Annotated in this window: 14 protein-coding genes; 7 read left to right on the top strand and 7 right to left on the bottom strand. The window is 64.4% G+C overall.

The window, feature by feature from the left end; all coding sequences use genetic code 11:
* Positions 1-119: 119 nt before the first annotated feature.
* The 3 genes from B7G53_RS21890 to B7G53_RS21880 all read right to left on the bottom strand — a co-directional run bounded on the left by B7G53_RS21890 (position 120) and on the right by B7G53_RS21880 (position 2,819).
* Entirely contained in the window at positions 120-329 is a 210-nt protein-coding gene (locus B7G53_RS21890; protein ID WP_096671703.1) for a DUF2783 domain-containing protein, read from the bottom strand.
* 17 nt (positions 330-346) lie between these two features.
* Positions 347-2,071 (bottom strand): FAD-dependent oxidoreductase, encoded by a 1,725-nt coding sequence (locus B7G53_RS21885; protein WP_096671701.1) that lies wholly within the window; start codon positions 2,069-2,071, stop codon positions 347-349.
* 103 nt (positions 2,072-2,174) lie between these two features.
* The gene (locus tag B7G53_RS21880) at positions 2,175-2,819 is read right to left on the bottom strand and encodes a VOC family protein (protein WP_255250129.1); all 645 of its coding nucleotides are present in this window, start codon (positions 2,817-2,819) and stop codon (positions 2,175-2,177) included.
* A gap of 303 nt (positions 2,820-3,122) precedes the next feature.
* On the opposite strand from B7G53_RS21880, the gene B7G53_RS21875 reads away from it, so the two are divergent.
* The 7 genes from B7G53_RS21875 (at position 3,123) to queF (ending at position 9,231) form a co-directional block, all read left to right on the top strand.
* Positions 3,123-3,545, top strand: a complete 423-nt coding sequence (locus B7G53_RS21875) for a rubrerythrin family protein (RefSeq protein WP_096671699.1) — start codon at positions 3,123-3,125, stop codon at positions 3,543-3,545.
* Positions 3,546-3,783: 238 nt separating this feature from the next.
* Positions 3,784-5,133, top strand: a complete 1,350-nt coding sequence (locus B7G53_RS21870) for a (Fe-S)-binding protein (protein WP_096671697.1) — start codon at positions 3,784-3,786, stop codon at positions 5,131-5,133.
* 16 nt (positions 5,134-5,149) lie between these two features.
* Positions 5,150-5,740 (top strand): DUF3501 family protein, encoded by a 591-nt coding sequence (locus tag B7G53_RS21865; RefSeq protein WP_096671695.1) that lies wholly within the window; start codon positions 5,150-5,152, stop codon positions 5,738-5,740.
* 83 nt (positions 5,741-5,823) lie between these two features.
* Complete coding sequence (gene yaaA / locus B7G53_RS21860) at positions 5,824-6,600, top strand: peroxide stress protein YaaA (RefSeq protein ID WP_096671693.1); 777 nt, start codon at positions 5,824-5,826, stop codon at positions 6,598-6,600.
* Between the two features lie 14 nt (positions 6,601-6,614).
* Positions 6,615-7,445: a 2OG-Fe(II) oxygenase gene (locus B7G53_RS21855; RefSeq protein ID WP_096671691.1), complete on the top strand. Its 831-nt coding sequence runs from the start codon at positions 6,615-6,617 to the stop codon at positions 7,443-7,445.
* A 56-nt stretch (positions 7,446-7,501) separates the two neighbouring features.
* Positions 7,502-8,407, top strand: coding sequence for an alpha/beta fold hydrolase (locus B7G53_RS21850; protein WP_096671689.1), 906 nt, complete (start codon positions 7,502-7,504; stop codon positions 8,405-8,407).
* Positions 8,404-9,231 carry an NADPH-dependent 7-cyano-7-deazaguanine reductase QueF gene (gene queF / locus B7G53_RS21845; protein WP_096671687.1) on the top strand — a complete coding sequence of 276 codons (828 nt, stop codon included), beginning with the start codon at positions 8,404-8,406 and terminating at the stop codon, positions 9,229-9,231. The genes B7G53_RS21850 and queF overlap by 4 nt, the downstream gene beginning before the upstream one ends.
* Positions 9,232-9,278: 47 nt before the next feature.
* On the opposite strand, the gene B7G53_RS21840 is transcribed toward queF, so the two are convergent.
* The 4 genes from B7G53_RS21840 to B7G53_RS21825 form a co-directional block, all read right to left on the bottom strand.
* A complete protein-coding gene (locus B7G53_RS21840; RefSeq protein ID WP_096671685.1) occupies positions 9,279-10,124 on the bottom strand; it encodes an enoyl-CoA hydratase-related protein in 846 nt (281 codons plus the stop codon).
* Positions 10,125-10,139: 15 nt separating this feature from the next.
* Positions 10,140-10,442 carry a hypothetical protein gene (locus tag B7G53_RS21835; RefSeq protein WP_096671683.1) on the bottom strand — a complete coding sequence of 101 codons (303 nt, stop codon included), beginning with the start codon at positions 10,440-10,442 and terminating at the stop codon, positions 10,140-10,142.
* Between the two features lie 82 nt (positions 10,443-10,524).
* Positions 10,525-11,175 (bottom strand): cupredoxin domain-containing protein, encoded by a 651-nt coding sequence (locus tag B7G53_RS21830; protein WP_096671681.1) that lies wholly within the window; start codon positions 11,173-11,175, stop codon positions 10,525-10,527.
* Between the two features lie 33 nt (positions 11,176-11,208).
* Entirely contained in the window at positions 11,209-11,652 is a 444-nt protein-coding gene (locus B7G53_RS21825; protein WP_096671679.1) for a group I truncated hemoglobin, read from the bottom strand.
* Between the last annotated feature and the right edge of the window lie 35 nt (positions 11,653-11,687).

Genomic DNA, 11,687 nt, shown 5'->3' with positions numbered 1-11,687 from the left:
GCGTGGGGGTGGCAGAGGCGGTCATGGGGCAATGAAAAACGGCATCACCGGGATGCCGCCTTGGGTTGGAGGAACTGCTCCGATTTTATTCGACTGGCCCGCCGGTCGCCCCAAACCGGTCAGGCGGGCTCGGCTTGCCTGGCCGCGGCAATGCAGGCCTGCAGCAGCGGTGTGTCACCCAGTTGGTTGGCCAGGATCAGGATCAACCGGGCATTGAGCAGCTCGGACTGCTCGCGGCTCAGGCCCTGGTGGGCGTCGAGCAGGCATTCGTAAAACGCGTCCGCGTCCTGGAAGTTGGGGGCGGTCTTGATGGCGACTTCGGTTTTCATGGGAGGTCTTTCCGGATTCAGCGCAGGCCGAGGGTTTTTTCGACAGCGGCGATCAAGTGGCCATCCACCGCCTCACCGGTGGCGGCCAGGTAGCCGTCGGGCCGCAGCAGGGCCCAGGCGTGGCCGAACACATGGCAGGCGCCCTGCAAATGGCCGGTGCCCCGGGCGTTGGTGTCGCGCACCTGCTCGCGTGCCTGGGCGCGCTCGTCCGGACCCAGCACCTGCACGCTGCGCACCGGGGCGTGCTGGGCGAGCTGCCGCAGGCGCTGCAGCCCGGCAGCCGGCAGTTCGCCGAACACCAGCACCAGCAGGTCGCCGTCGGCCCACTGCAGCAGGTCGTTGACGACACCTGGTGAACCGTTGGCCCAGCGGAAGGCGACGTTCTGCACCGACTGCCCGCCGGTGCTTTCGCAGATGGGCGAACGTGTGTAGGTATTGGCCACCGCCATGCGGCCGGTGTTGACCAGGGCGCGCGCAAACGGGTACTGCCGGGCCAGGCTGATGGCAGCCGTGCGAAAGCAGCGCTCCATGCCGTCGGCCGGCCGCAGGAAGCGTGCGGTGCGGTTGGTCACCTGCACGTTCTGCTGGGCGGCTTCGAGCCGCTCCGCGTTGTAGCTGTCCAGCAAGGCCGGGCTGGCACGGCCGCGCAGCACGGCGGCCAGCTTCCAGGCCAGGTTGTCGGCATCGGCCACGCCGGTGTTGCCGCCGCGTGCGCCGAAGGGGCTGACTATTTTGGCGGTGTCGCCCATGAAAAACACGCGGCCCACGCGCAGCTTGTCCAGGCAGCGGCTGCGGTAGGCGTAGGGGCCCACCCAGACGATCTCGACCTCGACGTCTTTGCCGAACTGGCGCTGCAGGCGCTCGCGCACCACGTCTTCGCGGCTCACGGCGTCGGGATCGGCATTGGGTGCCATCTGGTAGTCGATGCGCCAGACATCGTCGGCCATCAGGTGCTGCCAGACCGCGCGGTTGTCGTTGAACGGTGCCTCGATCCAGGTGTGGCGCTCGACCGGCGGATGTTTGGAAAAGCGCACGTCGGCGATGCACCAGCGGTCATCGCCGCGTTTGTTCTGCATGGTGGCGCCGATCCAGTCGTGGAAGGGCGTGTGGGAACCGGAAGCATCGATCACGTGGTCGGCCTCGATCTGGTAGCTGCCGGCCGGCGTTTCCACCGTCAGCGTGGCGAACTCGGCGTTCTGCGTGAAGGCGGTGACACGCGACTTCCAGCGCAGGTCCACATGGCCGAGTTCGTAGATGCGTTCGACCAGGTAACCCTCGATGTAAAACTGCTGGATGTTGATGAAAGGTGGCTGGGTCGAGAGGTTGAAGTTGCTCTGCTGGCGCAGGTCGAAGGAATAGACCTCGTCGTTGCCTGCGAAGGTGCGGCCCACGCTCCACTGCACGCCCTTGGCGGCAATACGCTCGTAGATGCCGAGGCGGTGGAAGACCTCCAGTGATTTCTGCGTGTAGCAGATGCCGCGCGAAGACGCGCCCTTGACGCCCACGGTGTTGTCTTCGTCCAGCAACACGGCCTCGACGCCGTAACGTGCCAATGCACAGGCCAGGCTCAGGCCGGTGATGCCGCCGCCGACGATGACGATGGGATGGCGCTTGAGCTGCTTCGCGCCGAGTTCGGGTGGGGCCACGAAAGGGTATTCAGGCAGGGTGTAACCCGTGCCCTGGGTGAATTCATAACCGTTGGTGAACGCCGTCCCGGCGTAGGCAGGTGGTGTCTCCAGCATGGCGTGTCGCGCTCCCGGCATTGATTTGTTATCAGTATTTTTCGGGCCTGGCCCTTGTCGGGAGGGCGCAGGCAGCTATCAGAATAATAGTAAACGGAGAGCCTCAGGCGGCGGTTTTGCCACTGAACTCCGGCCTGTCGTTTTGCTGCGGCTTGAGGGCTTCGGCCGCCTGGCCGGCGGCCTTGTCCTTGCGCCACTGCTGCTTGCGTGCCGTCCATTCCGCCAGGCGGGCGTGGGCGGTCTTGCTTTCCTCCAGCATCTGGAACTCGTCGGCCAGCTGCGCCGTCAGCTCCAGGCGCACGCCGTTGGGGTCGAAGAAATAAATGCTCTTGAAGATGTGGTGGTCGGTCACGCCCAGCACTTCGATGCCATCGGCTTCGAGGCGCGCTTTCATCGCCTCCAGGTCGGCCACGGTGTCGACGCGAAACGAGATGTGGTTGACCCACAGCGGCGTGTTGGGTGAGGGCAGGGCCGCCTCGTCATTGCCCAGGTCGAAAAATGCGATGAAGGAGCCGTCCTGCAGGCGGAAGAAGAAGTGGGTGTAGGGGCAGTACTCGCCGGTGCTCGGAACGTAGTCGCTCTGGATGATGTGGTACAGCGGCAGGCCGAGGATGTCCTCGTAAAAATGCCGGGTTTCTTCAGCGTCTTTGGCGCGGTAGGCGTAGTGGTGCAGCTGCTGCACCGCGGCAGGCGGCGGCAGCGGCGAGGTGGCGGGGCGCAGGGAGGGGGCGGTCATCTGGGCAGCCATGGCGATCTCCGGATTGGGTGGTGCGGGTGTTGATGGACCTCGGGTAAGCAAGGTTTCAAATTCACCTATTCATAATGCGTTTACTATAACGTAACTATTTTGGCCTGCCAAGTGCAGATCTGTCCGTGGTGCTGCGAAGTTGTTGAGAATAGTTACCAATTGCAGTGGGCCCATAGCTTTTTCCTTTTTTACAAATTGATCCGGGCAATTAGACGCCGCACCTCAATGGGGCTATCGTGTTTCCGTCCTTGACGATGGCGTTCAAGGCAAGGACCATTTTTACCAACCACGAAGGAGATTTCCATGGCTGCTCTCAAAGGCTCCAGAACGGAAGAAAACCTGAAAGCCGCATTTGCCGGTGAATCGCAGGCCAACCGCCGTTATCTTTATTTCGCAAACAAGGCTGACGTTGAAGGCCAGCCTGACGTCGCAGCGCTGTTCCGCTCCACCGCGGAAGGCGAAACCGGCCACGCGCACGGTCACCTCGAATGGCTCGAACAGTGCGGCGACCCGGCCACCGGCATGCCTTTCGGCGGCACGCGCGAGAACCTCGCCTCGGCCGTGGCCGGCGAGACCCACGAGTACACCGACATGTACCCCGGCATGGCCAAGACCGCACGTGACGAAGGTCACGACGAGGTGGCGGACTGGTTCGAGACGCTGGCCAAGGCCGAGCGTTCGCACGCGAACCGCTACACAAAAGCACTCGCCGAACTCGTTGATTGATCGGCACCTCGCTACGCCGTCGAGGCGTAGCGGCTTAGGGAAGAGTTCTTGCCCGAACTCTTTCGTAAACCACCCACCAAAGGGGGTTCTGGAAATTCGATTACCGGGATGCAGGGCAAGGCGCACGGAGCGCAGGACACCGGAACGTACTCAGGTACGTGAGGATTCCGAGCACCGCGCAACGCAGCCATGCGCCCGGCAATCGGATTTACAGAGGCCCCGATAAAGAGACAACATCATGGCTACAGAAGGCAATCTGCAGGCACCCACGCGTCACCCGATCGACTGGAAAAACCCGGACTATTACAACGAGGCCGCGACCTTCCACGAGATGGAGCGCATCTTCGACATCTGCCATGGCTGCCGCCGCTGTGTGAGTTTGTGCGGGGCCTTCCCCACGCTGTTTGACCTGGTCGACGGGAGCAAGACCGGCGAGGTCGATGGGGTGGACAGGAATGACTACATGAAAGTGGTCGACCAGTGCTACCTGTGCGACCTCTGCTACATGACCAAGTGCCCCTATGTCCCGCCGCACGAATGGAACGTGGATTTTCCGCACACCATGCTGCGCGCCAAGGCGATCAAGTTCAAGAAGGGCGGCGTGGGCATGGGTGAAAAATTCCTGGCGTCCACCGATGTGCACGGCCAGTTTGCCGGCATTCCCATCGTGGTGCAGGTGGCCAACGCGGTCAATAAAACCAGGCCGGCGCGCGCAGTGATGGAAAAAGTGCTGGGCGTCGATAAAAACGCCTGGCTGCCCGAGCTGGCGACGAAAAAATTCCGTTCCGGCGCGCCCGAGTCGCCGCCGTATCCGGTGAAAGACGGCGCCAAGACGCCGGGCAAGGTGGTGATTTTTTCAACCTGCTACATCAACTACAACGAGCCCGGCATCGGCCACGACCTGCTCAAGGTGCTGGACCACAACGAAGTGCCCTACGTGCTGGTGGAAAAGGAAAAATGCTGCGGCATGCCCAAGCTGGAGCTCGGCGACCTCGATTCGGTCAACGAAAGCAAGGAAGCCAACATCCCGGTGCTGGCCAATTACGCGAAGGACGGCTTTGCCATCCTGAGCGCCGTGCCGAGCTGCACCCTGATGTTCAAGCAGGAAATCCCGCTGATGTACCCGGACGACGCCGACGTGCAGCTGGTCAAGGAACACATGTGGGACCCGTTCGAGTACCTGATGGCACGCAAGCGCGACGGCCTGCTCAAGACCGAGTTTCCGGTGCCGCTGGGCAAGATCAGCTACCAGATCCCCTGCCATGGCCGGGTGCAGAACATCGGCAAGAAAACCGAGGAAATGCTCAAGATGGTGCCGGGCACCAGCGTGCACACGCATGAGCGCTGTTCGGGCCACGCCGGCACCTTCGGCGTGAAGGTGCCGTACCACCAGCAGGCCATGAAAATCGGCAAGCCGTTGTTCAAGGCCATGGCCAGCCACAAGGACGGCGGCCTGCCCGACGTGATCAGCAGCGACTGCCCGCTGGGCGGCCACCACATTGCGCAGGGTTTTGACGTCAACCAGCTCGGCGCACCGCCGCAAAAACACCCGCTGACCCTGGTCCGCACGGCCTACGGACTCAAGTAGCCAGCAAGGAGCCCTTATGCAAGTCACCGGAAAAATCACCCGCGACAGCCTCATGACGCTGGAGGCCTACAGCAAGTACCGCAAGGCCAACAAGGCCGCCGTCATGGCGCACCGCCGCTTGCGCAGCGTGCGGCTGGGCGAACACATCAATGTGCAGTTCGAAAGCGAGACCAGCATCCGTTACCAGATTCAGGAAATGCTGCGCATCGAGAAAATCTTCGAGGAAGAAGGCATTGAGCAGGAGATCGAGGCCTATGCGCCCCTGATGCCCGACGGCAGCAACTGGAAGGCCACCGTGATGCTGGAGTACCCCGACGTCAACGAGCGCAAGCGCGAGCTGGCCCGGCTGATCGGCGTGGAAGACCGCCTGTTTGTCGAAGTCGAAGGCCACCCGCGGGTGTACGCGATTGCCGACGAGGACATGGCCAGGGAAAACGACGAAAAAACCTCGGCCGTGCATTTTGTGCGTTTTGAGCTCAGCCCGGCCATGTGCGCCGCGGTCAAGGCCGGCGCCGGCGTCAAGCTGGGTTGCGACCACACCAACTACCCGGCGCATGTGACGATTCCTGCCGAAACGCTGGCGTCGCTGGCCAGCGACCTGCGCTGAGCCGGGCTTTTGGGGCGCCGCGGCGCCCGGACGCGGCTGGCTGTCGTAAAGTCGGGACTGGCTTTACTTCACCCCCAGGGACCATGCTGTTTTTACTCTCGCCGGCGAAATCGCTGGATTTCGCCACGCCGCCGCAGGTCGCCACGCACACGCCGCCGCTGTTCGTCCGCCAGTCCACCGAGCTGATCAAGGTGCTCAGGGAGAAAACCCCGGCGCAGGTCAGTGAACTGATGTCGCTGTCGGACACGCTGGCCGGCCTCAATGTGGCGCGTTACCAGGCCTGGTCGCCGAAGTCCAGCGTCAAGAATGCCAAGCAGGCGGTGCTGGCCTTCAACGGCGACGTCTACGAGGGGCTGGACGCCAAAAGCCTCCCGGCCGCGGACCTCGACTGGGCGCAGGCGCACCTGTGCATCCTCAGCGGCCTGTACGGCGTGCTGCGCCCGCTGGACCTGATGCAGCCCTACCGGCTGGAGATGGGCACGCGGCTGGCCACGGCGCGGGGCAGCAACCTCTACCAGTTCTGGGGCCAGCAGATCGCCGACTACCTCAATGCGCGTGCGGCCGCCGACACCTCGCCGGTCATCGTCAACCTGGCCAGCGAGGAGTATTTCAAGGCGGTGGACCGCCGCGCCCTCAAGCCGCGCGTGGTCAACTGCGTCTTCGAGGAATTCAAGGGCGGCAAGTACAAGATCATCAGCTTCCATGCCAAACGCGCGCGTGGCCTGATGGTGCGCTACGCGATCGACAGGAAGCTCGCCACCGTCAAGAAGCTCGAAGGCTTCGACGCCGAAGGTTACCGTTTTGCGCCGGCCGTGTCCGGGCCCGACCGGCTGGTGTTTCGCCGCCAGCAGGCCGGCTGAGTCCTGCGCCCAGCATGCGCGACTACGAGGTCCAGCCCCAGCATGTGACGCCCGAGGTGCAGGCCTGGGTGCGTGCCCAGGCCGCTCTGGGCCACACGGCGCCCACCATCCTGAAGGCCCTGCGCAAGGCGGGCTGGCTGGCGGACGTGGCACGCGAAGTCCTTGCCGCGACCTTGCAGACGCCGTCCGGCGTGCCAGTGCCGCGGCCGGCCATCGGCGCGGCGCTGCGGCTGGACGCCGGCGACCGGCAGGTCGATGTGCTGATGCAGATGAGCCAGCCGCACATCGTGGTGTTCGGCAACCTGCTCAGTGACGAGGAATGTGATGCGCTGATGCAGGCCGCCAGGCCGCGTCTGTCGCGTTCGCTGACGGTGGCGGTCAAGACCGGCGGCGAGGAACTGAATGACGACCGCACCAGCCGCGGCATGTTTTTCACGCGCGGCGAAAACGAGCTGGTCAACCGCATCGAGGCGCGTATCGCGCGGCTGCTGGACTGGCCGCTGGAAAACGGCGAAGGCCTGCAGGTGCTGCAGTACCTGCCGGGCGCCGAGTACAAGCCGCACCATGATTATTTCGATCCCGCCGAGCCCGGCACGGCGTCCATCCTGGCGCGCGGCGGCCAGCGGGTGGGCACGCTGATTCTTTACCTGGGCGAGCCCGAAGCCGGCGGCGCCACGGTGTTCCCCGACATCGGGCTGGAAGTGATGCCGCAGCGCGGCCATGCGGTTTTTTTCAGTTACGACCAGCCGCATGCCTCCACGCTGACCTTGCATGGCGGTGCGCCGGTCCTGGCCGGCGAAAAATGGGTGGCCACCAAATGGCTGCGTGAACGGGAGTTCACCTAAAATCGTTCTTTCAGTCAAATTACCATCAAGCGCCCGTCAGTCGGGCGTAGGCAGCTATGAAATTAAGAGCAAACGGCATTGACATCGAAGTCGAGGATGCGGGCCCCGGCAGCGGCGCACAGCCGCGCCCGGCGGTGCTGCTGATCATGGGCCTGGGCATGCAGCTGGTGGCCTGGCCGCCGGTCATGGTGCAGGCGCTGATCGACGCGGGTTACCGCGTGATCCGCCTGGACAACCGCGACATCGGCCTGTCGCAGAAGTTCGACCACCTGGGCCAACCCAACCTGGTGTGGGCAAGCATCAGGTACAAGCTGGGCCTGGCGGTCAAGGCGCCTTATGCGCTGCACGACATGGCGGCCGATGCGCTGGCCGTGCTGGACGCGCTGGGCGTGCAGAAGGCGCACGTGGTGGGCGTCAGCATGGGCGGCATGATCGCCCAGCGTGTGGCGCTGGCAGCGCCCGAACGTGTGCTGAGCCTGACCAGCATCATGAGCTCCAGCGGTGCGCGTGGCCTGCCGCAGGCCGCGCCGCACGTCATGCGTGTGCTGCTCAGCCGCCCCGCAGGCAAGGACCTTGCCTCGGTGACGGACCACTACGTCAGGCTTTTCAAGGCGATCGGCAGTCCGGGGTTTCCGGTGGACGACGCCGAGCTGCGCGAACACATCACGGCTGCCGCGCGGCGCAGCTTTCATCCGGCAGGGGTGTTGCGCCAGATGATGGCCATCGTGGCCGACCAGCGCCGCGCAAGCGAACTGGCAGGCCTGCGTGTGCCGACCCTGGTGGTGCACGGCAAGGCCGACCCGCTGGTGCCGTTTGCCTGCGGCGAGGACACCGCGCGGCGCATCCGGGGCGCCCGCCTGGTCGGCATCGAGGGCATGGGCCACGACCTGCCCAAAGGGGTGGTCGAACGCCTGCTTGAACCGTTGATTCCCCATCTCAAGGCTGCGGAGGCCGCATCATGAACACGCCCGACCAATCCCAACTGGGCAAGCCGACGCCCTACATCGACCAGTACGACGCTTCGCTGCTGTTTCCCATTCCGCGCGCGGTCAAGCGCGAGGAACTGGGCCTGGGCGAGAACCCGCCTTTTTTTGGAGCCGACATGTGGACCGTGTTCGAGCTGAGCTGGCTGAACCTGCGCGGCAAGCCGCAGGTGGCGCTGGCCCACATCACCGTGCCCTGCGAGTCGCCGAACATCGTTGAAAGCAAGTCCTTCAAGCTCTACCTCAACAGCTTCAACAACACGCGTTTTGCGGATGCACGCGAGGTGCGCGAGCGCATCCGCGCCGACCTCAATGCAGCGGTGGGGGCCGGCGTGGGTGTCAAGACGCTGGGGCCGGAGCTGTTCGACCAGGAACCCGTGCACGAGCTCGACGGCCTGAACCTGGACCGGCTCGATGTGGAGTGCCGGCACTACACACCGGCGCCCGAGCTGCTGTTTGCCGACCATGAAGAGCCACCGGTCACCGAGACCCTGGTGTCCAACCTGCTCAAGAGCAACTGCCTGGTGACCGGCCAGCCCGACTGGGGCAGCGTGCAGATCAGTTATTCCGGCGCACCGATCGACCAGGAAGGCCTGCTGCAGTACATCGTGAGTTTTCGCAACCACAACGAGTTCCACGAGCAGTGCGTGGAGCGCATTTTCATGGACATCTGGACGCGCTGCCGGCCGCTCAAGCTGTCGGTCTACGCGCGGTACACGCGGCGCGGCGGGCTGGACATCAACCCGTTCCGCACGAGTTACCCGCAGGCGCTGCCGCCGAATATCCGGACGGCGCGACAGTAACTTTGTTGCTATCTAAATAATAGCTGCCTGCGGCCGTCGAATATGGGCTAGAGCCCGATTTCCTTGAAACTCTGGAGCGGTGACAGGCCCGCGAACTGGCCCGCGCGTTTTTCCTTCATGGCCGTCACCGCTTCGCGCACATGCTGGTTGCTCCAGATCGCGCCCTGCAGCCAGCCCATTTGCTTGAGTGCGTCGTCCACCGAATGGTCACGCGTGTAATGGATCGCCTGCTTGGTGCCCCAGATGGCGACCGGCGGTTTGCTGGCAATTTCCTTCGCGCACAACAGCGCACCGGCCAGCAGGGCGTCGGCTGAATCGAAGACCTCGTTGACGAGGCCGTAGCCCAGCGCCCTGGCTGCGCTGAGGCGGCGCCCGGTGTAGGCCAGCTCCTTGACCACGGCCAGCGGCACCAGCTTGGGCAGGCGCTGCAGCGTGCCGACGTCGGCGACCATGCCGATGTTGATTTCCTGGATGCAGAAAAAGGCGTCGGCCGTTGCGTAACGCAGGCAGCAGGCCGTCACCATGTCGACCGCGCCGCCTATGCAGCCGCCCTGGATGGCGGCGATCACCGGGATGCGCAGGGTCTCGAGTTTGGTGAAGGTGGCCTGCATGTCGGTCAGCATGTCGAAGATGGCGGCGCGGCCTTCGGGGCTCTGGTCGTCCATCGCAATGGCGCCGCTGAAGGTCTCCAGCGCCATGCCGGCGCTGAAATGTTTGCCGGTGCTGGAGATCACCAGCACCCTCGCATCGCCGGCCTTGTGGATCTCGGTCAGCACCGCATCGAGCTCGCGCCAGAAGGTCGGCTGCATGGTGTTCATCGCCTCGGGGCGATTCAGCACCAGGTGGGCGATGTGGTCGGTGGTCGAAAGGGTGAAGCAGGTCAGTGGGTTCATGCCTGCCAATGTAAATCAGTGCGCCGGTTCCAGCCAGTCACACCTGAGACGGCCCCGGGCATGGGCGCGGGCGCGCCAGCGAACATACAGCTGCGGTGCCGCCATGCCCAGCAGGCACAGCGGACAGGCCAGGGGAACGTCCAGCACCAGGGCTGGCAGCCAGCCGACCCAGCCCATGAGCCACAGCGACAACACGGCGTCCCACACCTGGTATTCCAGCGGACGGGTGTCCTTGTGCGCCAGATGCCATTGCTTGATGCGCTGCAACTCCAGCAAGGTGAGGGCGGGCTGCTGCGCGGATGTCGTGGGGTAAGCCATAAAGCCTCCTGCAAAGTGCAGAGGCTTCAATGTAAGTTTCATGAAAGCTTGTGTCAACACCCCGGTCTGCGGCGGCCCGCCCCTAGATCCGGCGCCGGCGCGGCACCACGCTCAGCTGCATCGTGGCTTTGGCGGGAGTGGCGCTCACGCTGGCTGGCTGCGACGCGATGTCGATCAGCTGATCGGCGTGCCAGACCTTGACTTGCGCGGGGCCGTCGGGAATCTGCTCCACATTGGCGATGCCATCGGCACCGGTCAGGACCGTCCACGGCGACTCGCTGACATAGACATGGCCGCGCATGGAGCCGTGGATGTGGCAGCCCAGCAGCACGGCGCCGGCCTTTTCGAACACGGCCTCGGCCGACTTGCCGGGCTTGCCGTCGGCCTTGCCGTCCAGGCGCAACTCGAAGCCGCTGCCGGCGGCGGCGTTGAATTGCGCAAACCCGGCAGCCGAGCCGCGCACATGGTGCTCCCAAGGGTCGTTGTTGATGAATTTCGCCTTGGCCCCCACCCCCACCACACTGACGGCCGGAATGAAGCGCATCTTTTCCTGGTTGACGGTCACCTGCAGCGGCAATGGCGTCTTGGGCTCGCCCTTGTTGGCCGGCAGGACCACCACCACCGCATCGGCCACGGGTTTGCCTTCCTTGTCCAGGACCAGCACTTGCAGGTTGCCGGCGGCGGCCCAGCCCGGGAGGGCGGCCAGTGCGAGGGTGAGCAGGGTTGTTTTCATGGCAGCGGGTCCTTGGGGTGTCGGTGCGGTCGTTCAGCGCACGGTGATGGTGTCGCGGTGCATGGGGGCCAGCAGGGCGAGCATCTGGTTCTGGCTGCGAAAGGGAATGCCCCGGGCGTCCATGCTTTGCTGCAGCACCTCGACCAGCGCGTGGAAGTCAGACTTCCTGATGTCCAGGTTGGCGTGTGAACTTTTCATGTCGGCGCCCTTGTAGACGCAGGGGCCGCCGGCCAGGGCGCACAGCTGGTCCACCAGCTGCTCCTTGACGCGCTGCTGGTTGGCCGGCTTGAAGTGCGGGCCGGTGCGCGGGTCAGCGAGCAGGCGCACCATGAAGTCGTCCATCAGCGTGACCAGCCCGGCCTTTTCGCCGAAGGCCTTGTAGAGCTGGTCGCCCTGCGGGGCGGTTTGGGCGAACGACGTGCCGGCCGCCAGGAGGCTGGCGGCTGCGAGGGCGAGAGAGATCAGTGTCTTGTTCATGGCAGTTCCTTGTAAACAGGTGGGCGGGTGGGGTG

Source organism: Polaromonas sp. AET17H-212, assembly GCF_002379085.1.
GTDB lineage: Bacteria > Pseudomonadota > Gammaproteobacteria > Burkholderiales > Burkholderiaceae_C > Polaromonas.
Note: the sequence above shows the minus strand (reverse complement) of the source record. Positions and strands in the feature narration are given on the sequence as shown.